The following is a 23328-nucleotide window of genomic DNA, read 5'->3' on the forward strand; positions in this document are numbered from 1 at the left end:
GAGCCCAGAAGTGTAGGCCCGATAAGTGTAGCGGTATCGGGCCTTTTTTACGTCTTTCAGCAGGATTAAGGCTGATAAATACCAACACCCAGATCGTTTTCTTTGCGGGTACGCGCAATGACCGATTCAGGGGATTCTGCGATGCGCAGTCCCATTTCGTCTTCGGTACGCACCACTTTGCCGCGCAGGGAGTTCGTCCAGACATCGGTAATTTCAACATCCACAAACTTACCGACCATATCCGGGGTACCTTCAAAGTTCACCACGCGGTTATTTTCGGTACGCCCTGACAGTTCCATAATGCTCTTACGCGATGTGCCTTCAACCAGGATGCGCTGGGTCGTACCAACCATACGACGGCTCCAGGCCATAGCTTGCTGGTTAATACGCTCCTGTAGAATGTACAGACGCTGTTTCTTCTCTTCTTCTGGTACGTCATCAACCATATCGGCGGCAGGGGTGCCAGGACGCGCAGAGAAGATAAAGCTGTAGCTCATGTCAAAATTGACGTCAGCGATCAGCTTCATGGTCTGCTCGAAATCCTGCGTGGTTTCACCTGGGAAGCCAACGATGAAGTCGGAGCTAATCTGGATATCCGGACGCGCAGCGCGCAGTTTGCGGATGATCGCTTTGTATTCCAGCGCCGTGTGGGTACGTCCCATCAGGTTCAGTACGCGGTCTGAGCCGCTCTGTACCGGCAGGTGCAGGAAGCTCACCAGCTCTGGCGTATCGCGATAAACTTCAACGATATCATCGGTGAATTCGATCGGATGGCTGGTGGTGAAGCGGATACGATCAATGCCGTCGATCGCTGCTACCAGACGCAGCAGATCGGCAAAGGATCCGATCGTGCCGTCGTAGTTTTCACCACGCCAGGCGTTCACGTTTTGCCCCAGCAGGTTCACTTCACGCACGCCTTGGGCTGCCAGTTGGGCGATTTCAAACAGAATATCATCCGCCGGACGGCTGACTTCCTCACCGCGGGTGTAGGGAACCACGCAGTAAGTACAATATTTATTACAACCTTCCATGATGGACACAAACGCGCTTGGACCTTCAGCACGCGGTTCCGGCAGGCGGTCGAACTTTTCGATCTCCGGGAAACTGATATCAACCACCGGGCTACGGGTCGTGCTTCCACGCACTTTGTTGATCATTTCCGGCAGGCGATGCAGCGTTTGCGGCCCAAAAATAATATCGACGTAATGCGCACGCTGGCGAATATGATCGCCTTCCTGAGACGCAACACAGCCACCGACCCCAATGATGAGCTTGGGATTTTTCTCTTTTAACAGTTTCCAGCGGCCCAGTTGATGGAACACTTTTTCCTGAGCCTTCTCACGGATTGAGCAGGTATTCAGCAGCAGCACATCCGCTTCTTCCGCCACGTCAGTCAGTTGATACCCATGAGTGGCATCCAGCAGATCGGCCATCTTCGATGAATCGTATTCGTTCATCTGACAGCCCCAGGTTTTAATATGGAGTTTTTTGGTCATCGACTTGCTCTTGCGAAATTGTGGCTGAAATGCAGGGCGCATAGTGTACTGCTTTGGCGCGGTTGTGACCAGTATGACGGATGTCAGCCTCAAGGGGTAAAAAATCCTGTAAACTTACACAATACATGTAACTGGAAAATTGACCATGACAAATCAACCAACGGAAATTGCCATTGTCGGCGGGGGGATGGTCGGCGGCGCGCTGGCGCTGGGACTGGCGCAGCATGGATTTTCGGTAACGGTGATTGAACATGCCGCTCCTGCGCCGTTTGTTGCTGGCGGACAGCCTGATGTCAGAATTTCGGCCATTAGCTCCGCCTCCGTGTCGTTGCTGAAAGGGCTGGGCGTCTGGGATACGGTTCAGGGAATGCGTAGCCATCCTTACCGTCGTCTGGAAACATGGGAATGGGAAAATGCCCATGTGATGTTTGATGCCGCCGAGCTTAAGCTGCCTCTGTTGGGCTATATGGTGGAGAACACGGTCCTGCAACAGGCGCTCTGGCAGGCGCTGGAAGTTCACCCTAAAGTTACGCTGCGCGTGCCGGCGTCGCTTCTCTCTTTGCATCAACATCACGATCGGCATGAACTTGAACTGGCAGACGGTGAAAAAATCAGCGCGAAGCTGGTTATCGGCGCGGATGGTGCCAATTCTCAGGTGCGGAAAATGGCCGGGATTGGCATTCATGCCTGGCAGTATGCGCAGTCCTGTATGTTGATTACCGTGCAATGCGAGCATTCGCCGGGAGACAGCACCTGGCAGCAATTTACCCCTGACGGTCCGCGCGCGTTTTTACCGTTGTTCGATAACTGGGCCTCGCTGGTGTGGTACGACTCACCAGCTCGCATCCGCCAATTGCAAGCGCTAAATATGCCGCAACTGCAGGCGGAGATCGCTAAACATTTCCCTTCAAGACTCGGTAACGTTACGCCTGTGGCGGCGGGGGCATTCCCACTTACGCGTCGTCATGCGCTGCAATATGTGCAACCGGGGCTGGCGCTGGTAGGTGATGCCGCGCATACCATTCACCCACTGGCGGGGCAGGGCGTTAATCTGGGTTTTCGTGATGTCGATGCGTTGATTGATGTGCTGGTGAATGCGCGCAGCTACGGTGAATCCTGGGCCAGTCAGCCGGTGCTCAAGCGTTATCAGAATCGCCGTATGACTGACAATTTCATCATGCAAAGCGGTATGGATCTGTTCTATGCCGGATTCAGCAATAACCTGCAGCCGCTGCGTATCATGCGTAATCTCGGGCTCATGGCCGCGGAGCGCGCTGGCGTACTGAAACGTCAGGCACTGAAGTATGCGTTAGGGTTGTAGTGCCGTTAAACCAGGCGCGAAAACAGAGTTTCTCTACCTTCCTTACCTGGAAAGAACCCCTGATACCAAACACTTCCGGTGTTGGTTGTCAGGGTTTCACATTGCCATTGATGAGTGGCAACGCAATACAAAGCTCTGGTGCTAATACCTGCGAAGATGAGCAGGCAAGCCAGCACAAACAGCGCCGCAACCGTATTTCCCCCATTGGCATAATCATGCGCCAGTATGGCAATACAGGCAATTTGCAGGCAGAGCTTGCCGCTAAACCCATAGATAAAAAACTGGCGAAGCCGTGCTTGTGAAAAGAAGCAGGGATTTTTCAGTACAGATCGCTGTTCCTGAGCGGGAAAGCCGTGGATATAGACCATCCACTGAGTATTCTCCGTCAGCGTTAAGGCCGTACCGGCTTCATTAAGTCGGTGAAGATGCATTGACACAATAACCGGGAATACGATGCCAATCAGAATGAAGTAGGTTATCAGTGACGAAATGCCGATAAAGCTGAGACCAACCGCGAGAAGAAAAAACAACAGGGCAGTTATTCGCATGAAAAACAGAGGGAAAATCTGATAATTCATCACAAGCTCCTTTTGTGCAAAAAAGGCATTCTAGCATTAAGCTTTTGGGCGCTTGTGCAGGAGAGGGTGTTTTTAGGATTTTATAAAAGCAAAAAGCTCGCCGAAGCGAGCTTTTTTAATATGGCTGGGGTACGAGGATTCGAACCTCGGAATGCTGGTATCAGAAACCAGAGCCTTACCGCTTGGCGATACCCCAACGGGTGCACCCACAAAGTGGACGACTTTTTGAAATTGGCTGGGGTACGAGGATTCGAACCTCGGAATGCTGGTATCAGAAACCAGAGCCTTACCGCTTGGCGATACCCCAACAATTTTTTGGATTTACCGAACGAGTCGATACGTCCTTAATATGGTGGCTACGACGGGATTCGAACCTGTGACCCCATCATTATGAGTGATGTGCTCTAACCAGCTGAGCTACGTAGCCAGATACTATCATATTCTTCGATGGCTGGGGTACCTGGATTCGAACCAGGGAATGCCGGTATCAAAAACCGGTGCCTTACCGCTTGGCGATACCCCAATGACCGTTGCGGTGAACCGCTATATCGAAGAAAAAATGGCTGGGGTACCTGGATTCGAACCAGGGAATGCCGGTATCAAAAACCGGTGCCTTACCGCTTGGCGATACCCCATCCGTGCAACGCTTACGGGTGAATGGTGCGGGAGGCGAGACTTGAACTCGCACACCTTGCGGCGCCAGAACCTAAATCTGGTGCGTCTACCAATTTCGCCACTCCCGCAAAAAAAAGATGGTGGCTACGACGGGATTCGAACCTGTGACCCCATCATTATGAGTGATGTGCTCTAACCAGCTGAGCTACGTAGCCATCTTTTTTTTCGCGTAACCTTATCGGCGTTGCGGGGCGCATTATGCGTATTGAGCCTTGAAGCGTCAACCCCTTTTTCATTGAAAATAGCTGGAATGTGACTGTTTGGTTAGGTTGCGAACAGCATGACGCAATATTCGGCAATTATTAGTTATTAATTGTTTTTTTGCACAGAAAACAGACATAAAAAAAGAGCCCCGCAGGGCCCTTTTCTAAGGATTAACTTATTTATAAGCGGACTGGTGTACGCCAACCGCACGACCAGACGGATCGTTCATGGTTTTAAACGCTTCATCCCATTCGATCGCTTTAGCGGAAGAACAGGCTACAGATGGCCCGCCAGGCACACATTCCGCAGCGCTCGCAACCGGGAACAACTCTTCGAAAATCTCACGGTACAAATACGCTTCTTTAGATGATGGCGTGTTGTATGGGAAACGGAAGCTGGCGGTTTCCAGTTGTTGGTCAGAAACTTGTTCAGCAGCGACTTCTTTCAGTGTATCAATCCAGCTGTAACCGACACCGTCAGAGAACTGCTCTTTCTGACGCCACGCGACGCTTGCTGGCAGGTAGGACTCAAAACATTCGCGCAGAACGTGTTTTTCCATTTTGCCGTTGCCGCACATTTTGTCCTGCGGGTTGATGCGCATCGCCACATCAAGGAATTTCTTATCCAGAAACGGCACGCGTGCCTCCACGCCCCAGGCTGACATCGCTTTGTTGGCACGGGCGCAGTCGAACATATGCAGTGCCTGCAGCTTGCGCACGGTTTCTTCGTGCAGTTCTTTTGCATCTGGCGCTTTGTGGAAATAGAGATAACCGCCAAATACTTCGTCCGAACCTTCGCCCGACAGCACCATTTTAATACCCATCGCTTTAATTTTACGCGACATTAAGTACATTGGCGTCGAGGCGCGAATCGTCGTGACATCGTAAGTTTCGATGTGATAAATCACGTCGCGGATAGCATCCAGACCTTCCTGCACGGTGAAGTGGATCTCGTGGTGCACGGTACCCAAATGGTTTGCCACCTCTTGCGCAGCTTTCAGATCCGGAGCGCCTTCCAGGCCGACGGCGAAGGAGTGCAGCTGTGGCCACCAGGCTTCGCTACGTTCCTGATCTTCAACACGGCGTGCCGCGTATTTTTTAGTGATCGCGGAAATGACGGATGAATCCAGACCGCCGGACAGCAGTACTCCATAAGGAACATCTGACATCAGGTGGCTTTTCACCGCATCTTCCAGCGCCTGGCGCAGCTCGTTTTTATCGGTAACGTTGTCTTTGACTGCATCGTATTCAAACCAGTCGCGCTGGTAGTACTGACGAATTTCGCCGTCTTTACTCCATAAATAACTACCGGCCGGGAATTCTTTGATTGTGCGGCAGACAGGAACCAGCGCTTTCATTTCAGACGCAACATAGAAGTTACCGTGTTCGTCGTAACCCATATACAGCGGGATGATCCCAATATGATCGCGACCGATCAGATAAGCGTCCTGCTCGCTGTCATACAGGGCAAAAGCAAACATGCCTTGCAGATCATCCAGAAACTCTGGGCCTTTTTCCTGATACAGCGCGAGGATAACTTCGCAATCGGAACCGGTCTGGAACTGATAGCGATCGCCGTACTCAGCGCGCAGCGCCTGGTGGTTATAAATTTCACCGTTAACCGCCAGGATATGCGTTTTCTTCACGTTGTACAGCGGCTGAGCACCGGCGTTGACGTCGACGATGGACAGACGTTCGTGTGCCAGAATGGCGTTATCACTGGCATAAATACCCGACCAGTCCGGGCCGCGATGGCGCATCAGACGAGACAATTCCAGGGCTTTTTTACGCAGTTCAACTGCGTCAGTTTTAATATCGAATACGCCAAAAATAGAACACATAACCTTCTCCGTTAACCTGTTGCGTGATGCTTTTTATGTTTGCTTGATAAAGAAAATGCCGCAAAGCGGGAGAGGGCGCAAGCGAATTGCGGGTCAGAAAATAAAAACTGCAATGGTCATTGTAGATTGGTGAAAAAAGATTACAGAATAGACGTGTTTATTGATGAATCGACAGTTTTATGGCGGTTTTATTGAATGGAGGGGCTTCGTGGGGCGGATAAGACGATGACGCCGCCATCCGGCAATAACGCTGCATAATTGCCGAATAAGACGAACTTATGTCTTATCCGGCCTGCGAATCAAATCACATCAATTTCAGCAACAGACGGGTAAATCCAGCTTGGTCTGAACGGCATGTTGTCAATATCATCGAGCTTGGATACGCCAGACAGTACCAGGATAGTTTCCAGACCCGCCTGAAAACCTGCCAAAATATCGGTGCGCAGGTTGTCGCCAACAATGACGGTTTCTTCTGAGTGCGCCTGCATTTTGTTGAGCGCCGCGCGAATAATCCACGGGCTTGGTTTGCCGACATAAAATGGTTTACGACCTGAGATCTTCTCAATACCGGCACAGAGTGCTCCACAGGCGGGATAAAAGCCGCGACCGTGGGTATCCGGGTTAGTGGCGATAAAACGAGCGCCGTTGGCGACAAAATACGCCGCTTTATGCATCATGTCCCAGTTATAGGAACGCGTCTCGCCAACAATCACAAAATCGGGGTTCACGTCGGTAATGGTAAATCCAGCTTTATACAGTTCGTGAATTAACGCGCCTTCACCAACCACATAGGCCTTTTTTCCTTCCTGGCGACGAAGAAAATCAGCGGTAGCCATCGCGGAAGTATAAAAGACGCTATCAGGGACATTCACACCTGCGGTGGCGAAGCGGTTTGCCAGATCTTGCCCGGTCTGCGAAGGGTAGTTAGTCAGCAGGACTAACGGCAGACCTTTTTCCAGGATCCCAGTCAGAAATTCTGCCGCACCCGGTACAGCAACATTGTCGTGCATCAGCACGCCGTCGATATCACAAATTACATTCTTAATGGCCATGGACAATCCGACATTAAAAAAAGAAGGCATTACTATACACAAAATACACTACATCATTCGAGTCGCATCAAGGCGGCAAGTCTGCGAACCTCCGGAGCTTACTGAAGTAAGTGACCGGGGTGAGCAGATGCAGCTAACGCAGAGGCAGCTTGAAGGATGACGTGTATTAGCTTTCCAGCAAACGTTGCAGCAAAGTCCCGTTAAGCATTGCGCGTTTCACCAGCGCAAAGGCGCCAATGGCGGAGCGGTGATCCAGCGTGGACCGAACCACCGGTAAATTATGGCGAAACGCCTTCAAAGCCTGCGTGTTGATACAGCTTTCTATTGCAGGCAGCAGTACTTTATCAGCCTCGGTAATTTCGCCCGCAATGACGATTTTCTGCGGATTAAAGAGGTTGATGGCGATAGCGATGGTTTTACCCAGATGGCGGCCAACATGCTCGATGACTTCTGCTGCCAGATTATCGCCTTTATTCGCTGCCTTACAGATGGCTTTGATACTGCAATCATCCAGCGTGAGCCGGCTTGGATAGCCTTGCTTTAGCAAGTTTTGTACGCGGTGTTCGATAGAGGCGTTGGCCGCAATGGTTTCCAGACAGCCGAAATTACCGCAGTGACAGCGCTCACCCAGCGGCTCAACCTGAATATGACCAATCTCACCGACGTTGCCATTGCGACCGATGAAAATGCGGCCATTGGAAATAATTCCCGCGCCGGTTCCGCGGTGCACTCGCACCAAAATGGAGTCTTCGCAATCCTGGCTTGCCCCGAAATAGTGCTCAGCCAGCGCCAGGCTGCGAATATCGTGACCAACAAAGCAGGTAACTTTGAAGCGTTTTTCGAGCGCTTCGACCAGCCCCCAGTTTTCGACCTGAATGTGTGGCATATAGCGGATGACGCCGCTTTCAGGATCGACAAGGCCTGGCAGGATGACAGAAATTGCGATCAGCTCGCGGATTTTCCGCTGACAGCTCTCTATAAAGATGGCAATGGTGTTGAGCAGCGCATATTCCAGCGTTTCCTGGGTGCGCTCCGGGAGAGGGTAATGCTCTTCGGCGACCACTTTACTGCTCATATCATAGAGAGTGAGCGTCGTATCGTGGCGACCCAGGCGTACGCCAATTGCGTGGAAATTGCGGGTTTCTGTGACGATAGAGATAGCGCGGCGGCCCCCGGTGGAGGCCTGCTGATCGACTTCTTTGATCAGCCCGCGTTCGATCAACTGACGCGTAATTTTGGTTACGCTGGCGGGGGCAAGCTGGCTTTGCTCGGCAATTTGAATTCGCGAGATTGGCCCATGCTGGTCAATCAGGCGATAAACCGCCGCGCTGTTAAGCTGTTTTACGAGATCAACATTACCTATTTGAGCTTGTCCGCCTGGTGTCATTCTTTCTCTTACTCAGTAACGACCTCGTTGCCATTAACGATGGTCTTGATAATTTTAAAGTCGTGCGTGAACGCAGTCAGGTTGGCTACTTTGCCTGGCGCGATACTGCCGAGTTGTTTGTCGACGCCAATGGCGCGAGCAGGGTAGAGCGTTGCCATGCGCAGGACTTCGTCGAGAGCGATATTCGCATGTTCGACCAGATTGCGTACACCCTCAATCATGGTTAATGATGAACCGCTCAACGTACCGTTCTCATCAACACACAGTCCATTGCGGTAGTATATTGTTTTACCAGCGAAAATGAACTGTTCAATGTTTGCACCTGCTGGCGCGGTCGCGTCAGTGACCAGGCACAGCTTGTCGCCTTTCAGGCGCTTAGCATTACGAATGTTAACGTAATCAACGTGCAGGCCATCGGCGATGATACCGCAGTAGATATCGGCTTCATCAAGAATTGCGCCCGCCAGACCTGGTTCACGACCGGTAATGTACGGCATCGCGTTGAACAAATGGGTCGCAAAGCTGATGCCTGCGCGGAAACCGATTTTGGCTTCTTTGACCGTTGCATTGGAGTGACCCGCAGAAACCACGATACCGGCATTAACCAGTTTGGTGATGACCTCTACCGGGACCATTTCTGGTGCCAGTGTGACTTTGGTGATCACATCCGCATTATCGCACAGGAAATCAACCAACGCAGCGTCCGGCTGACGGACAAATCCAGGATTATGGGTACCTTTTTTCACAAGGTTCAGCCACGGGCCTTCAAGATGAAGTCCTAATGCCTGATTCGGGTGTTTCGCCAGGTATTCACGCATCACGCGAACACCCTGTTTCATCAGGTCATCGCTGGTGGTGATAAGCGTTGGTAAATAGTTGGTGCAGCCAGATTTTTCATTGGCTTTCTGCATGATTTCCAGCGTTTCAACGGTCACGGCTTCTGCCGTATCGTTAAACTGTACACCGCCGCAGCCGTTTAGCTGTACATCAATAAAACCGGGGGAAACAATGGCCCCATTCAGTGAGCGCTGTTCAATTCCTGACGGTAACTCAGCCAGTGGGCAAACGCTGTCAATCAGGCCATTGGCGACAACAATCGCATGGTCATCAAGAATTTCGTGACCGGTAAAGATCCGGCCCTGGGTTAAAGCATACATTCCGACCCCCGATTTCAAAAAATGCCGCCCTGCAACTCATCGACAGGGCGGAGACATCAATTACAGACCTTTAATATTTTCCGCTTCTAACTCGTTGAAGTATTTCAGCGTCTTCACTTTCAGTTCCATGGTGGAAGGCTCATCGCAGACCACAACGGCTTTTGGATGCAACTGCAGGCAACTGATGGTCCACATGTGGTTAACGTTGCCTTCAACGGCGGCTTGCAGCGCCTGTGCTTTCTGGTGGCCCAGAACCAGGATCATCACCTCTTCGGCATCCAGCAGGGTACCCACGCCAACGGTCAGCGCATATTTAGGCACCTGGCTTACGTCGCCGTCAAAGAAGCGTGAGTTAGCAACACGTGTGTCGTGAGTCAACGTTTTGATACGGGTACGGGAAGCCAAAGAGGAAGCCGGTTCGTTGAACGCGATGTGACCATCGTTGCCTACACCGCCCATAAACAGGTGGATTTTACCGTAAGAACGGATTTTTTCTTCATACTGACGGCATTCTGCATCAATATCCGGCGCATTACCATTGAGGAGGTTGATGTTTTCTGCTGGAATATCAACGTGATCAAAGAAATTGCGGTGCATAAAGCTGTGGTAGCTTTCCGGATGCTCTTTCGGCAGGCCAACATATTCGTCCATATTGAAAGTAACAACATGCTTGAAGCTCACCTGGCCCGCTTTGTGCATTTCAACCAATGCTTTATAAGCTGTCAGCGGAGTACCGCCAGTCGGCAGGCCCAGAACGAACGGACGATCTGCCGTTGGTTTGAACGCGTTAATACGGTTAACGATATGGCGAGCAGCCCATTTGCCGACTTGTTCAGCGGTATTCAGGGGGATCAGTCTCATTCTTCACCTCAAAAGTAAATGTAAGCAATTGGCGGATTGAGTCTCTGTGCAGTATTAAGCGTAACCTGGTTTTGCATCGGTAAGGATCAATCCGTTTCGATTTTTTGAATGATAAAATAAGTTTTCGTAGTTAGCCAGTGGAAGGGAGGGTTAATAACGATATTTGGTGACTGAAATCACAAAAAACACGCGTTTAATTTGCGATACGAATTAATTTTTCACACACTCTGAATGTAGATGAATGGTTAATATCGTTGTTCCAGAATCTTGCTGTCAGGAATGGTCACACAATAAAAATATGGCTTCAAAGAAGCCTAATCGGGGTCTCGTAGGGGGAATAAAATGAATATTTTAGGTTTTTTCCAGCGGCTGGGTAGGGCGTTACAGCTCCCCATCGCTGTGCTGCCAGTCGCGGCACTGCTGCTGCGATTCGGCCAACCAGATTTACTTAACGTACCCTTCATCGCGCAAGCGGGTGGGGCCATCTTTGATAACCTCGCGTTAATATTTGCGATCGGTGTTGCTTCCAGCTGGTCAAAAGACAGCGCAGGTGCAGCAGCGCTGGCAGGTGCGGTCGGTTATTTCATATTGACCAAAGCAATGGTTACCATTAACCCTGCAATCAATATGGGCGTGCTGGCTGGTATCATCACCGGTCTGGTCGGCGGTGCCGTGTATAACCGCTGGTCTGGTATCAAACTGCCTGACTTCCTGAGCTTCTTTGGCGGCAAACGCTTCGTGCCGATCGCCACTGGCTTCTTCTGTCTGGTGTTGGCTGCTATCTTCGGTTACGTATGGCCACCGGTACAGAATGCCATCCATGCGGGTGGTGAGTGGATCGTGGGCGCTGGCGCGCTGGGTTCCGGTATCTTTGGTTTCATCAACCGTCTGCTGATCCCAACCGGTCTGCATCAGGTGCTGAATACTATCGCCTGGTTCCAGATTGGCGAATTTACTAACGCTGCAGGTACCGTATTCCACGGTGACATCAACCGCTTCTACGCGGGTGACGGCACTGCGGGTATGTTCATGTCTGGCTTCTTCCCGATCATGATGTTTGGTCTGCCGGGTGCGGCGCTGGCGATGTACTTCGCGGCTCCGAAAGCACGTCGTCCGATGGTTGGCGGTATGCTGCTGTCCGTTGCGATCACCGCGTTCCTGACCGGTGTTACCGAGCCGCTGGAATTCCTGTTCATGTTCCTGGCTCCGCTGCTGTACCTCCTGCACGCACTGTTAACGGGTATCAGCCTGTTCGTTGCAACACTGCTGGGGATCCACGCAGGCTTCTCCTTCTCCGCAGGTGCTATCGACTACGTGTTGATGTACAACCTGCCGGCAGCAAGCCAGAACGTCTGGATGCTGGTGGTGATGGGTCTGGTGTTCTTCGTTATCTACTTTGTGTTGTTCAGCGCGGTTATTCGTATGTTTAACCTGAAAACGCCGGGCCGCGAAGATAAAGAAGACGATATCGTTACTGAAGAAGCCAACAGCAACACTGAAGAAGGTTTGGCTCAACTGGCAACCAGCTACATTGCAGCGGTTGGCGGCACTGATAACCTGAAAGCGATTGATGCCTGTATCACTCGTCTGCGTCTGACCGTTGCCGACTCCGGTCGCGTAAACGATGCGATGTGTAAACGTTTAGGAGCATCGGGTGTCGTTAAGCTGAATAAGCAAACAATTCAGGTCATCGTGGGTGCGAAAGCTGAATCCATCGGCGACGAAATGAAGAAAGTTGTCGCGCGTGGCCCGGTGGCAGCAGCGTCTGGTGAAAGTGCGCCAGCAGCAGCGGCTCCGGCAGCAAAACCGCAGGCTGTAGCGAATGCAGTCACCGTTGAAGCGCTGGTTTCTCCGATTACCGGTGACGTAGTTGCGCTGGAGCAGGTTCCTGATGAAGCCTTCGCCAGCAAAGCTGTAGGTGACGGCGTGGCGGTGAAACCAACGGATAAAATCGTGGTTGCTCCGGCTGCGGGCACCATCGTGAAAATCTTCAACACTAACCATGCGTTCTGCCTGGAAACTGTTAAAGGCGCGGAAATCGTGGTCCATATGGGCATCGACACCGTCGCGCTGGAAGGTAAAGGCTTTAAGCGTCTGGTTGAAGAAGGTGCGGAAGTTACTGCAGGTCAACCGATTCTGGAAATGGATCTGGAGTTCCTGAACGCTAATGCACGTTCTATGATAAGCCCGGTTGTGTGCAGCAACAGCGATGATTTCGGCGCTCTGGTCATTAAAGCCGAAGGTCATGTGGTTGCTGGTCAAACACCACTGTATGAGATTAAAGGTAAGTAACTGCTCCTGAGTAAAGTGAGTTAAGTGCCTTAAGCGGCGGGGGATAGTCCTCCGCCGCTTTTTTTTGCAGCAAATGCCCTCATATCTCCTGCTGAACAGCTTTTTTGTGCAACTAATAGTTGTCTCCTGACGTCGCTTATAAGATCATACTCCGTTATACGTTGTTTACGCTTTGAGGAATCCACGATGAGTGAGGCTGAAGCCCGCCCGAGTAACTTTATTCGTCAGATCATCGATGAAGATCTGGCCAGTGGTAAGCACACCACTATCCATACCCGTTTTCCGCCGGAGCCAAATGGCTATCTGCACATTGGCCACGCGAAATCCATTTGTCTGAACTTTGGCATTGCGCAAGATTACCAGGGCCAGTGCAACCTGCGTTTTGATGATACGAACCCGGTTAAAGAAGATATCGAGTACGTTGAGTCGATTAAAAACGACGTTGAATGGTTAGGTTTCCACTGGACTGGCGACATTCGCTACTCTTCGGATTACTTCGATCAGCTTCACGCCTATGCGGTAGAGCTTATTAATAAAGGGCTGGCGTACGTTGACGAACTGTCAGCGGACGAAATCCGCGAATACCGTGGCACGCTGACTCAGCCAGGTAAAAACAGCCCGTACCGCGATCGTAGCGTTGAAGAGAACCTGGCGCTGTTCGAAAAAATGCGTACCGGTGGCTTTGAAGAAGGTAAGGCCTGCCTGCGTGCGAAAATCGATATGGCTTCGCCGTTTATCGTGATGCGCGATCCGGTGCTGTACCGCATTAAGTTCGCCGAACACCATCAGACCGGCAACAAGTGGTGCATCTACCCGATGTACGACTTTACCCACTGCATCAGCGATGCGCTGGAAGGCATTACGCATTCACTGTGTACGCTGGAGTTCCAGGATAACCGTCGTCTGTATGACTGGGTGCTGGACAACATCACCATTCCGGTTCATCCGCGCCAGTACGAATTCTCGCGCCTGAATCTGGAATACACCGTGATGTCCAAGCGCAAGCTGAACCTGCTGGTGACCGACAAGCACGTTGAAGGCTGGGACGATCCGCGTATGCCGACGATCTCTGGCCTGCGTCGTCGCGGTTACACCGCTGCCGCGATCCGTGAGTTCTGCAAACGCATTGGCGTGACCAAACAGGACAACACCATTGAGATCGCTTCTCTGGAATCCTGCATCCGCGAAGATCTGAACGAAAATGCTCCGCGCGCGATGGCGGTTATCGATCCGGTGAAACTGGTTATCGAAAACTACCCGCAGGGCGAAAGCGAGCTGGTCACTATGTCTAACCATCCGAATAAACCGGAAATGGGTAGCCGTGAAGTACCGTTTAGCGGTGAAATTTGGATCGATCGCGCAGACTTCCGCGAAGAAGCGAACAAGCAGTACAAGCGTCTGGTGATGGGTAAAGAAGTACGTCTGCGTAATGCATACGTGATCAAGGCCGAACGTGTTGAGAAAGATGCAGAAGGGAAGATCACCACCATTTTCTGCACCTACGATGCTGACACCCTGAGCAAAGATCCGGCCGATGGTCGTAAAGTTAAAGGCGTTATTCACTGGGTGAGCGCGTCCCATGCGCTACCGATTGAAATCCGTCTGTACGACCGTCTGTTTAGCGTGCCAAACCCAGGTGCGGCGGAAGACTTCCTGTCCGTTATTAACCCGGAATCGCTAGTCATTAAGCAGGGTTACGGTGAGCCGTCGCTGCAGGCTGCGGTTGCAGGTAAAGCGTTCCAGTTTGAGCGTGAAGGTTACTTCTGCCTGGACAGCCGTTATGCAACGGCTGACAAGCTGGTGTTTAACCGTACCGTTGGTCTGCGTGATACGTGGGCTAAAGCGGGCGAATAAGTCGCAACACATCCTCTCTAAACGCCGCTTCATGCGGCGTTTTTTTTCGCAAAAAAACCGTTTGACAGGCTCCGTTTGCGCAGCGAATTAATTACATGTCTGTAATAATAAATCGGCTGAATGTTTTTACGTTTAAATAACTTACCTCAATGTGAAATGGGCTGAAACCGATTTCATCTCTATGGAAAACAAGCGATTTTTTCATTTTTTCAACGCTTTTTTATCTCCCAATGAAAATGTAACAGAAAGCAATGAAATATGTGCGGTTGCTCATACTATTACATACTCGTTACAGAAAGAGATTGATAATTCGCGTCGCGAAAAATAGTCTATTCATTGTAGTCACTGAGGTTTTCTTGGCGCTACTTTTTTAATTTTTGTTTTTTCGCTGTCCGCTTATATCGGCAGCATTTTTATGTCAAAGAGGATTAACATATGCGTACGTTTAGTGGCAAACGTAGTACGCTGGCGCTGGCTATCGCCGGTATCACAGCAATGTCGGGTTTTGTTGTCGCTCCGCAGGTACACGCCGAAGGATTTATTGATGACTCAACCTTAACCGGCGGCATCTATTACTGGCAGCGTGAGCGTGACCGTAAAGATGTGACCGATCATGACAAATACAAAACCAACCTTTCTCACTCCACCTGGAACGCTAACCTCGACTTCCAGTCCGGTTATGCGGCCGATATGTTTGGTATTGATATCGCAGCATTTACCGCTATTGAAATGAACGAAAGTAGCGAAAGCGGCCATCCAAACGAAATCGCATTCTCTTCCAAAAATAAAGGCTATGACGAGGATTACTCCGGCGATAAGAGCGGGATTAGCCTTTATAAAGCAGCAGCTAAATTTAAATACGGCCCAACCTGGGCGCGTGCCGGTTACATTCAACCAACCGGGCAGACTTTGCTGGCACCGCACTGGAGCTTTATGCCAGGTACCTATCAGGGGGCTGAAGCCGGTGCCAACTTCGACTATGGTGATGCTGGAGCACTAAGCTTCTCCTATATGTGGGCTAACGAATATAAAGCGCCGTGGCACACCGAAGTCGATAAATTCTATCAGGCTGATAAAAAGACCAGCGTTGATTACCTGCATTCAATCGGCGCGAAATATGACTTCAAAAATAACCTGTTACTGGAAGCGGCATTTGGTCAGTCTGAAGGCTACGTCGATCAGTACTTCGCCAAAGCCAGCTACAAATTCGATTTAGGCGGTAACCCGTTTACTACCAGCTATCAATTCTACGGCGCACGTGACAAAGTTGACGATCGCACCGTGAACGATATTTATGACGGCACGGCCTGGCTGCAGGCGCTGACCTTCGGTTATAAAGTAGCGGAAGTGGTCGACCTGCGTCTGGAAGGCACATGGGTTAAAGCAGATGGGCAGCAAGGCTACTTCCTGCAGCGTATGACCCCGACCTACGCCTCATCAAACGGTCGCCTGGACGTGTGGTGGGATAACCGTTCTGACTTCAACGCCAACGGCGAAAAGGCAGTCTTCTTCGGCGCAATGTATGACCTGAAGAACTGGAACCTGCCGGGCTGGGCAGTGGGCGCGTCCTACGTTTATGCATGGGATGCCAAACCCGCTACCTGGCAGCTCAACCCGGATGCGTACTACGACAAAAACCGCACTATCGAAGAATCTTCTTACAGCCTGGATGCGGTCTACACCCTGCAGGATGGTCGTGCGAAGGGCACTATGTTTAAACTGCACTTCACCCAGTACGACAACCATTCAGATATTCCGAGCTGGGGTGGTGGTTACGGCAACATCTTCCAGGATGAGCGTGACGTGAAATTCATCGTTATTGCTCCGTTCACTATCTTCTAATGCCAATAGCGGCAGGCCGGGCGCCTGCCGCCTCGTTGAGGAACGTGCTATGAAAAAACTGATACTCATCGCCGTTATGGCATCAGGGCTGGTGGCTTGTACGCAATCCCCTGCACCGAAAGAAGACAGCCGTCTGAAAGAAGCCTACAGCGCGTGTATTAATACCGCTCAAGGATCGCCGGAAAAAATAGAAGCCTGCCAAAGCGTGTTGAATGTACTGAAGAAAGAAAAACAGCACCAGCAGTTTGCCAATGAAGAAAGCGTACGCGTGCTGGATTATCAGCAGTGTATCCAGGCTACGCGCACGGGTAACGATCAGGCCGTTAATGCTGATTGCGATAAAGTCTGGCAGGAAATTCGCAGCAAGAATGCCGCACAGTAATTCAAAAAATGAAAAAGACAACGGGCGGAGAATTTTCCGCCCGTTTGCATTTCAGAGCTTATTTTCCACTGGTTGATAACCCCGACTTAGCCGGACAAACAGCATTGCCGTGGCGGCGAGTCCGCAAAGTGCCGCGCACATCAGCCACCATCCCGGTGAGCTTTTATCCCCGGTTAGCTGAACCAGTGCCGTGGATATGACCGGCGTTAGGCCGCCAAAAATCGCCGTGGCAAGACTGAATGCCAGTGAAAAGCCCACCGTACGCACATAGACCGGCATCACCTCGGTGAGTGCGGCTACCATTGCCCCGTTATACATACCAAAAAAGAATGAGAACCAAAGCAGGACCAAGGTCATGCGTGTAAAATCTGGTGCGGCGGTGAGCCAGTGCATTACCGGCCAGGTGGTGATCAGAGCGAGTACGGTAATCCCCATTAACACCGGACGACGACCAATTCGGTCAGAAATTGCCCCGCCAATGGGCAGCCAGATAAAGTTAGAAATACCGACCAGCATGGTGACCACCAGGCTGTCGCGAGCGCTCAGGTGGAGTACAGCCCTGCCGTAGGTCGGGGTGTAGACGGTGATGAAGTAAAATGTCGTTGTGGTCATCGCCACCAGCAGCGTACCTGCAGCGATAAGACGCCAGTTTTTGACGATAGTGGTGAAAATTTCCCGAGTGTCGGGGCGGTGCGTGCGTTGTAAAAATGCGTCTGTTTCCTGCAGCGAGCGGCGGAGCACGAAGATCAAAGGAATAATCATGCAACCAATAAAGAAGGGAATGCGCCAGCCCCATTCCGAGATCTGATCGTGTCCCAAAGTGGCGTTCAGACCGTAACCAATCAGCGCCGCTAACACAATGGCGACCTGTTGACTGGCCGACTGCCAACTGGTGTAGAAGCCTTTATTGCCAGGCGTGGCGATTTCCGAAAGATAAACCGAGACACCGCCTAACTCTACGCCTGCAGAAAATCCCTGTAATAATCGTCCAAGTAATACCAGCACGGGAGCCAGCAGGCCAATACTGTGATAGCCAGGTACAAGGGCTATCAGCAGGGTACCGCAGCCCATAATCGCCAGCGTCACCATCAGGCCTTTACGACGACCAATTCTGTCGATGTAAGCACCCAGCACAATGGCGCCAACGGGTCGCATTAAGAAACCCGAGCCAAAAACGGCGAAAGTTAACATTAGCCCGGCAAATTCACTCTCCGCGGGAAAGAAGGTCTTTGCAATATAGGTGGCGTAAAACCCGAACAGAAAAAAGTCGAACTGTTCGAGAAAATTACCGCTGGTTACCCGCAGTATTGCGCCGAAAGTTCCGGCGCGCGATGGTTGTTGTGTCATTGGGTTTGCTCCACTGTCTTATCATAATATTTATAGAGGTAAGAGTGTGCGGGTTAGTTGTCTGTGACCCCCGCCTGTTTGCCGCGCCGTTTCTCAATCGCCCACTTGAGTAAGGCTGCGCAGCGGTAAAATCCATGGGCAAATTTTCCGTAAGGAATGGTCAGAAAGAGCGCCATGACCACGCCGAGGTGAATGGCGAGCAAAATAGCCATCCAGGACGAGTCTCTTCCTGCCAGCAGGGCTAAACCGGTCAGACTGGTCAGCAGCAGCAGCAAAATAAAACCGCGATCCATCGGTTTTTGCCGTGCGTCGCCATGTAGCGGTGAACGCTTGAGATTGAGCCATAGCAAGCCAGCCGGGCCGACAACCAGGCCAATGCCGCCTAACGTGCCCAGCATGACCGGAACGCTGAAGAACGGATAGGGTGCTTCTATACCTGCGAAATAGTGATAGCCCGTCGCCACCACGGTGGCGGCAAAGCAGAGCAGAAAACCGTAGAAAGTGAAGTGATGAAAACGGCGGCGCATCAGAGTGAAGGCATCATCTGCTTCATTACAACCTTTACCGTGCCCACCATCGAGATACTTTAGTGTCAGCGCATCGTGTGAAGCTTCAGCAATTTCGACGGAACGTGGCATACCGGGAGAAATCTCGCGCCAGAAGCGGATAACGCCCGCCATCAGCAGACCTATCGCCAGAATAAATACCGAACCAAACATCCAGGCCAGCAGGTTATGCGGGAAAATTTGGTAGAAATCTCCGGCCAACGGAGGATGGAGTAACGAGCCTTTTAACCCCATGGCGAGCAGTAAAAACAGGATCAGACCGAAAACCAGCGCCAGCGTCACGGTGACGCCTGCGCGACGATAAAGCGCGCCAAAGGCCGCGGGTTGTGCGTAGTGCTGATAGGTTTCAAGCCGGACTTCTGCCATCGCCTTCGGCACGTTGATGGCAAACTCATGAGGCGGGGCATACTGACAGGCGTGCAGGCAGGCACCGCAGTTATGGCACAAGTTTGCCAGATAATTGATATCCGCTTTACCGAATTCCAGGCGCTGCGTCATTGCCGGGAACACGGCGCAAAATCCTTCACAATAGCGACAGGCGTTGCAGACCTGCATCACGCGTTCAACTTCCGCTTCCGGTTCGGTGATAATTTGCGCGTCGATAATCAGTTTCTCAAGCTGCCTCATGACGAGTCTCCTTACGTGCGGCCAGCGCGGCTTCTTTTCCGGCAATACGGCCAAAAGTGGTACCGATTGACATGCCCACGCCTGCGGTGTAGCCCTTGCCCAGCACGTTGCCCGCCATCATCTCTCCGGCGACGAACAGGTTGCGGCTTGGCTGCCCGGCAAAGTGTACGGCAGCGCGTTCATTTACTTTTAACCCGAGATAGGTGAAAGTGATCCCTGGCCGCAGGGCATAGCCGTAGTAAGGCGGCTGGTCCAGTGGTCGCGCCCAGTGTGTCTTCGCGGGGGTTAACGCTTTTGTCGTGCAGTTATCCAGAATGGTATGGTTGAACTGGCCGGGCTGGCAGGCGTTGTTGTACTCCGTCACGGTGTGGGTAAAGTGTTCGCCATTCAGCCCCAACTGATGAGCCAGTTCCGCCAGCGTATTGGCCTGTGCGCCAGGAAAGACCGGAGGCATGAAGTGGCCGATGGCTTTACTGTCGATAATGGAGTAGCCAATCTGCCCGGGCTGTTGGGCGACCAGTCGTCCCCAGATGGCGTAGCGTTTGGGCCAGAAATCTTCGCCTTCATCATAAAAACGCTCAGCGTCACGGTTGACGACTATGCCGAGCGAAACACAGTCCACGCGGGTACAAATCCCGCCGTCATATAATGGCGCTCTGGCGTCAATGGCTACGCAGTGTGACTGGGAGGGTTCGCCGATGATGTCGGCTCCGGCATCGATCATAAATTTGAGCAGTACGCCCTGGTTAAAGCGCGTGCCGCGAATCAGAAAGTTATCTGCAGGCCATTCGCCGCGCTCGTTCTCTCCCCACGCTTCTCGCAGCCATTCGCGGTTTGACTCAAACCCGCCCGCGGCAAGCACGCAGGATTTAGCTGTGATGCGCTCTTCACCTGCCAGCGCCGCCACGAACTCGCCATTACGCAGTTCAAGCGCCTGAACGGGGGTGTTATAGCGGATCTGCACTCCCAGTTTTTCTGCGCTGCGATAATAGGCATTCACCAGGGCCTTGCCACCGCCCATAAAAAAGGCGTTGGTTCGCGCCACGTGTAAAGCGCCAGAGAGAGGAGGTTGAAAATTGACGCCGTGTCGGCGCATCCAGTCGCGACACTGTGAAGAGGTGCGGATCACCAGACGAGCCAGGGCTTCGTTGGTATTTCCTTCCGTGACGCGCTGCAGATCTTGCCAGAACTCCTCTTCCGGATAGCTTTCCACCAGCACATCCTGCGGTGCATCATGCATACAGCGCAGGTTACGCGTGTGTTGGGAATTTCCCCCACGCCATTCCCGGGGAGCCGCTTCGAGTAGTAAAACGGAAGCGCCTTGCTCCCGGGCGGTAAGGGCAGCGCATAAGGCAGCATTGCCACCGCCAATCACCAGAACATCAACCATCGTATACTCCATTACCATTTAACTAATTGTTAAATTTGTAATTAAAATGTATGCGAACGGCTTGTGCGGGCGCTATGACGTAGTGCTAAAGAGGGCTTTAGTTATTGTAAAGGATGGCGCCTGGCCAGCGTCCTGCTTCCACCAGTTGATGCATCACTTTCGTCAGCACCACGCGGGCTGCGAGGCCCGCCGGGGTGAGCTCATCGTCAGAGAGGCTCACCAGAAAGTTGGGGCGGCTAAGTATCGGATTATGGACGCCGATCACTCTTAGCGTCTCTTTATCGAGATGGGAAATCGCCGCTCCGGGTTGAAGAGTGGCGCCAATGCCACTGCGCACGGCGCGCATCAGCAGCGCCAGACCATCAATTTCTGTAGCGATCTCAATGTTCAGCGAGTGTTCCTGACAAATTGCTTCCAGCCTGCCGCGCAGACCGTGGCCTGGGCTGGGCATTATCAATGGAATACTCGCCAACTGGGCTGGGGCAATATTGTCATCGGTAATATCAGCCAGTAGGGCATGGGTCCCAATCAAAAACAGCCGTTCTTCGAGAATCGGTCTGGCACTCCAGCGCAGGATCTTTTCTTTTTGAAACACCACAGCCAGATCAATCTGTCGGGTATTAATCATCCGTTCCAGATTACCAGAGAGACTTTCCACCACATGCAGGCGAACATCGCTATAGCTTTCCCGCATGGCGTGAATAAAAGGCATACCGAGAACTGAAGCGGTACTGGGAGCCATGCCGACGCTGACGTGCCCGGAAAGCCGGGATTCACGCGCGGCGAGGATTGCATCGTCTGCGTGACGGAGCGCCAGCTGCGCCTGGGAGTAAAAAGCCAGTCCGGCGCTGGTGGGGGTCACGCCTCGCGAAGTGCGCTGCAGCAGGCGAATAGCGAGTTCGTTTTCCAGACGCGACATTTGCTGGCTGAGTGCCGAAACCCCGATATTGAGATCGAGCGCCGCGCTACCCATGCTGCCGGTTTCTACAATGCGCACAAAATAGCGTAGCTGGCGAAGTTCCATTTCGACTCTCCGGAAGGGGGCAATTGATTTTTACATTAAAGCAACACAGGAGCGGAGGGAAGGGGAAAAGGGCAGGTAACGCCCATAAAAAAAGCCAACCTGATGGTTGGCTTTTCAGAAAGCATTACATTATTTGCCGTCGTGGGCGTGCTCATCTTCGCGGCAATCGCCTTCGGCACAGTGACCGTAAAGATAGAGGCTATGGTTAGTTAAGCGAATGCCATGTTTAGCCGCAATCTCACGTTGGCGGGCTTCGATGGAATCATCGCTGAACTCGACCACTTTGCCGCAGTCAAGGCAGATGAGGTGATCGTGATGATGCTGTTGAGTCAATTCGAAGACGGATTTACCACCTTCAAAATTATGGCGGGTCACGATACCGGCATCATCAAACTGGTTCAGCACGCGATACACGGTCGCCAGACCAATTTCTTCACCCATATCGATCAGGCGTTTGTATAAGTCTTCCGCACTGACGTGATGGTTATCCGGTTCCTGAAGAACTTCCAGAATTTTTAAACGAGGAAGCGTTACTTTCAGGCCAGCCTTCTTTAATGCGGTATTGTTGTCAGTCATGCGGAATCTGTCCTGTAGCTAAACGATTCACTTCATTAACAGAAGTGACAGAAATTGCACTTGAGATAATGCGATTCATTATAGAACTGCCATGGCTAAATGAAAACTGCAAGTCTCTGGCATATATTGTTAATCAAAACGTGGTATCGCCGACAAACACACTGTGCAACACCCGATTGGCATCCAGCCATTGTACAGGGTCAGACGAAAAAGTTACAAATTTGTAGCAATTATTTTGATTGGTTTTATCTATTGATGCGGCGCAGATGGAAATCTGCGCCACACGAAATCAGGCATTAATGATTTCGTCGAGGTGCAGTTCTTCAGAGATCTGCTTAACCCATTTTTCTACGCGTTCTGCGGTCAGTTCAGGTTGGCGATCTTCATCGATAGCCAGACCGACAAAATGGTCGTCGTCAGCCAGACCTTTGGACGCTTCAAAGTGATAACCTGCCGTTGGCCAGTGACCAACGATGGTTGCGCCGCGCGGTTCGATGATATCGCGAATGGTCCCTAACGCATCGCAGAAATATTCTGCGTAATCTTCCTGGTCGCCGCAGCCGAACAATGCAACCAGTTTGCCGTTAAAATCAATGTCTTCGAGGGTAGGGAAGAAGTCGTCCCAGTCGCACTGCGCTTCACCGTAGTACCAGGTTGGGATGCCGAGCAGCAGAATGTCATACCCTTCGAGGTCTTCTTTGCTGCTTTTTGCAATGTCATGAACATCGGCAACGTCTTTACCAAGCTGTTTTTGAATCATTTTTGCGATGTTTTCGGTATTACCGGTGTCGCTGCCGAAAAAGATGCCAGTGATTGCCATGAGTAAAATAACCTCTTGAAACTTATTGAAATGATGG

19 protein-coding genes and 7 tRNA genes are annotated in these 23328 nt (G+C 51.6%); 5 read left to right on the plus strand and 21 right to left on the minus strand.

The features are described from left to right. Positions 1-65: 65 nt before the first annotated feature. Entirely contained in the window at positions 66-1496 is a 1431-nt protein-coding gene (miaB, locus tag C2U41_RS04075) for a tRNA (N6-isopentenyl adenosine(37)-C2)-methylthiotransferase MiaB (protein WP_003022779.1), read from the minus strand. 145 nt (positions 1497-1641) lie between these two features. Between miaB and ubiF the strand changes: the two genes are divergently transcribed. Continuing rightward, positions 1642-2817, plus strand: a complete 1176-nt coding sequence (ubiF, locus tag C2U41_RS04080; protein WP_003022782.1) for a 3-demethoxyubiquinol 3-hydroxylase — start codon at positions 1642-1644, stop codon at positions 2815-2817. Positions 2818-2822: 5 nt separating this feature from the next. Here ubiF and C2U41_RS04085 read toward each other — a convergent pair whose 3' ends face one another. From C2U41_RS04085 to nagB, 13 genes are all read right to left on the minus strand, one after another. Next, on the minus strand, positions 2823-3395 hold the full coding sequence (locus tag C2U41_RS04085) for a hypothetical protein (protein WP_032936885.1): 573 nt from the start codon (positions 3393-3395) through the stop codon (positions 2823-2825). A gap of 121 nt (positions 3396-3516) precedes the next feature. Beyond that, positions 3517-3591 (minus strand) — tRNA-Gln (locus C2U41_RS04090). Positions 3592-3627: 36 nt separating this feature from the next. Further along, positions 3628-3702 (minus strand) — tRNA-Gln (locus C2U41_RS04095). Between the two features lie 43 nt (positions 3703-3745). Further along, positions 3746-3822, minus strand: a tRNA-Met gene (locus C2U41_RS04100). A 21-nt stretch (positions 3823-3843) separates the two neighbouring features. Continuing rightward, positions 3844-3918 (minus strand) — tRNA-Gln (locus C2U41_RS04105). Positions 3919-3955: 37 nt separating this feature from the next. Continuing rightward, positions 3956-4030, minus strand: a tRNA-Gln gene (locus C2U41_RS04110). 23 nt (positions 4031-4053) lie between these two features. After that, positions 4054-4138 (minus strand) — tRNA-Leu (locus C2U41_RS04115). A gap of 10 nt (positions 4139-4148) precedes the next feature. Beyond that, a tRNA-Met gene (locus C2U41_RS04120) sits at positions 4149-4225 on the minus strand. 224 nt (positions 4226-4449) lie between these two features. Then, positions 4450-6114, minus strand: coding sequence for an asparagine synthase B (gene asnB, locus C2U41_RS04125; RefSeq protein WP_003835552.1), 1665 nt, complete (start codon positions 6112-6114; stop codon positions 4450-4452). A gap of 299 nt (positions 6115-6413) precedes the next feature. After that, positions 6414-7166, minus strand: coding sequence for a ribonucleotide monophosphatase NagD (gene nagD / locus C2U41_RS04135; protein WP_003022792.1), 753 nt, complete (start codon positions 7164-7166; stop codon positions 6414-6416). 166 nt (positions 7167-7332) lie between these two features. Further along, the gene (nagC, locus tag C2U41_RS04140) at positions 7333-8553 is read right to left on the minus strand and encodes a DNA-binding transcriptional regulator NagC (RefSeq protein WP_003022796.1); all 1221 of its coding nucleotides are present in this window, start codon (positions 8551-8553) and stop codon (positions 7333-7335) included. An 8-nt stretch (positions 8554-8561) separates the two neighbouring features. Next, on the minus strand, positions 8562-9710 hold the full coding sequence (gene nagA / locus C2U41_RS04145) for an N-acetylglucosamine-6-phosphate deacetylase (RefSeq protein ID WP_003022800.1): 1149 nt from the start codon (positions 9708-9710) through the stop codon (positions 8562-8564). Positions 9711-9770: 60 nt separating this feature from the next. Beyond that, the gene (gene nagB / locus C2U41_RS04150; protein WP_003022803.1) at positions 9771-10571 is read right to left on the minus strand and encodes a glucosamine-6-phosphate deaminase; all 801 of its coding nucleotides are present in this window, start codon (positions 10569-10571) and stop codon (positions 9771-9773) included. Between the two features lie 342 nt (positions 10572-10913). Between nagB and nagE the strand changes: the two genes are divergently transcribed. The 4 genes from nagE to chiQ all read left to right on the plus strand — a co-directional run bounded on the left by nagE (position 10914) and on the right by chiQ (position 16941). Beyond that, positions 10914-12863 (plus strand): PTS N-acetyl glucosamine transporter subunit IIABC, encoded by a 1950-nt coding sequence (gene nagE / locus C2U41_RS04155; RefSeq protein WP_003835548.1) that lies wholly within the window; start codon positions 10914-10916, stop codon positions 12861-12863. Between the two features lie 186 nt (positions 12864-13049). After that, positions 13050-14717: a glutamine--tRNA ligase gene (gene glnS / locus C2U41_RS04160; protein ID WP_048216701.1), complete on the plus strand. Its 1668-nt coding sequence runs from the start codon at positions 13050-13052 to the stop codon at positions 14715-14717. Between the two features lie 435 nt (positions 14718-15152). Next, entirely contained in the window at positions 15153-16559 is a 1407-nt protein-coding gene (chiP, locus tag C2U41_RS04170) for a chitoporin ChiP (RefSeq protein ID WP_003835544.1), read from the plus strand. A gap of 49 nt (positions 16560-16608) precedes the next feature. Further along, complete coding sequence (chiQ, locus tag C2U41_RS04175; RefSeq protein WP_003022817.1) at positions 16609-16941, plus strand: ChiQ/YbfN family lipoprotein; 333 nt, start codon at positions 16609-16611, stop codon at positions 16939-16941. 51 nt (positions 16942-16992) lie between these two features. Here the strand turns inward: chiQ and C2U41_RS04180 are convergent, their stop codons facing one another. The 7 genes from C2U41_RS04180 to fldA all read right to left on the minus strand — a co-directional run bounded on the left by C2U41_RS04180 (position 16993) and on the right by fldA (position 23291). After that, the gene (locus tag C2U41_RS04180) at positions 16993-18288 is read right to left on the minus strand and encodes an MFS transporter (protein ID WP_103848306.1); all 1296 of its coding nucleotides are present in this window, start codon (positions 18286-18288) and stop codon (positions 16993-16995) included. Between the two features lie 53 nt (positions 18289-18341). Next, a complete protein-coding gene (gene tcuB / locus C2U41_RS04185; RefSeq protein ID WP_003835540.1) occupies positions 18342-19481 on the minus strand; it encodes a tricarballylate utilization 4Fe-4S protein TcuB in 1140 nt (379 codons plus the stop codon). Then, positions 19468-20871 (minus strand): FAD-dependent tricarballylate dehydrogenase TcuA, encoded by a 1404-nt coding sequence (tcuA, locus tag C2U41_RS04190; RefSeq protein WP_016149788.1) that lies wholly within the window; start codon positions 20869-20871, stop codon positions 19468-19470. The genes tcuB and tcuA overlap by 14 nt, the downstream gene beginning before the upstream one ends. 97 nt (positions 20872-20968) lie before the next feature. Continuing rightward, complete coding sequence (gene tcuR, locus C2U41_RS04195; protein ID WP_003835537.1) at positions 20969-21895, minus strand: tricarballylate utilization LysR family transcriptional regulator TcuR; 927 nt, start codon at positions 21893-21895, stop codon at positions 20969-20971. Between the two features lie 129 nt (positions 21896-22024). After that, positions 22025-22471 carry a ferric iron uptake transcriptional regulator gene (gene fur / locus C2U41_RS04200; RefSeq protein ID WP_003022836.1) on the minus strand — a complete coding sequence of 149 codons (447 nt, stop codon included), beginning with the start codon at positions 22469-22471 and terminating at the stop codon, positions 22025-22027. Continuing rightward, entirely contained in the window at positions 22464-22550 is an 87-nt protein-coding gene (locus C2U41_RS04205) for a ryhB-regulated fur leader peptide (protein WP_049259739.1), read from the minus strand. Before C2U41_RS04205 ends, fur begins: the two co-directional genes overlap by 8 nt. Before the next feature lie 210 nt (positions 22551-22760). Further along, the gene (gene fldA / locus C2U41_RS04210) at positions 22761-23291 is read right to left on the minus strand and encodes a flavodoxin FldA (RefSeq protein WP_003022839.1); all 531 of its coding nucleotides are present in this window, start codon (positions 23289-23291) and stop codon (positions 22761-22763) included. Between the last annotated feature and the right edge of the window lie 37 nt (positions 23292-23328).

The sequence above is a fragment of the Citrobacter freundii complex sp. CFNIH4 genome (genome assembly GCF_002934505.1).
GTDB classification, from domain to species: domain Bacteria; phylum Pseudomonadota; class Gammaproteobacteria; order Enterobacterales; family Enterobacteriaceae; genus Citrobacter; species Citrobacter freundii.

Bases quoted from the DNA above. Each gene is read 5' to 3' on its own strand.
- asnB (WP_003835552.1), bottom strand. From the start codon at position 6,114: ATGTGTTCTATTTTTGGCGTATTCGATATTAAAACTGACGCAGTTGAA.
- tcuA (WP_016149788.1), bottom strand. From the start codon at position 20,871: ATGGTTGATGTTCTGGTGATTGGCGGTGGCAATGCTGCCTTATGCGCT.
- tcuB (WP_003835540.1), bottom strand. From the start codon at position 19,481: ATGAGGCAGCTTGAGAAACTGATTATCGACGCGCAAATTATCACCGAA.
- glnS (WP_048216701.1), top strand. From the start codon at position 13,050: ATGAGTGAGGCTGAAGCCCGCCCGAGTAACTTTATTCGTCAGATCATC.
- fur (WP_003022836.1), bottom strand. From the start codon at position 22,471: ATGACTGACAACAATACCGCATTAAAGAAGGCTGGCCTGAAAGTAACG.
- C2U41_RS04180 (WP_103848306.1), bottom strand. From the start codon at position 18,288: ATGACACAACAACCATCGCGCGCCGGAACTTTCGGCGCAATACTGCGG.
- nagD (WP_003022792.1), bottom strand. From the start codon at position 7,166: ATGGCCATTAAGAATGTAATTTGTGATATCGACGGCGTGCTGATGCAC.
- nagC (WP_003022796.1), bottom strand. From the start codon at position 8,553: ATGACACCAGGCGGACAAGCTCAAATAGGTAATGTTGATCTCGTAAAA.
- miaB (WP_003022779.1), bottom strand. From the start codon at position 1,496: ATGACCAAAAAACTCCATATTAAAACCTGGGGCTGTCAGATGAACGAA.
- nagB (WP_003022803.1), bottom strand. From the start codon at position 10,571: ATGAGACTGATCCCCCTGAATACCGCTGAACAAGTCGGCAAATGGGCT.
- ubiF (WP_003022782.1), top strand. From the start codon at position 1,642: ATGACAAATCAACCAACGGAAATTGCCATTGTCGGCGGGGGGATGGTC.
- chiP (WP_003835544.1), top strand. From the start codon at position 15,153: ATGCGTACGTTTAGTGGCAAACGTAGTACGCTGGCGCTGGCTATCGCC.
- chiQ (WP_003022817.1), top strand. From the start codon at position 16,609: ATGAAAAAACTGATACTCATCGCCGTTATGGCATCAGGGCTGGTGGCT.
- tcuR (WP_003835537.1), bottom strand. From the start codon at position 21,895: ATGGAACTTCGCCAGCTACGCTATTTTGTGCGCATTGTAGAAACCGGC.
- fldA (WP_003022839.1), bottom strand. From the start codon at position 23,291: ATGGCAATCACTGGCATCTTTTTCGGCAGCGACACCGGTAATACCGAA.
- C2U41_RS04085 (WP_032936885.1), bottom strand. From the start codon at position 3,395: ATGAATTATCAGATTTTCCCTCTGTTTTTCATGCGAATAACTGCCCTG.
- nagA (WP_003022800.1), bottom strand. From the start codon at position 9,710: ATGTATGCTTTAACCCAGGGCCGGATCTTTACCGGTCACGAAATTCTT.
- nagE (WP_003835548.1), top strand. From the start codon at position 10,914: ATGAATATTTTAGGTTTTTTCCAGCGGCTGGGTAGGGCGTTACAGCTC.
- C2U41_RS04205 (WP_049259739.1), bottom strand. From the start codon at position 22,550: ATGAATCGCATTATCTCAAGTGCAATTTCTGTCACTTCTGTTAATGAA.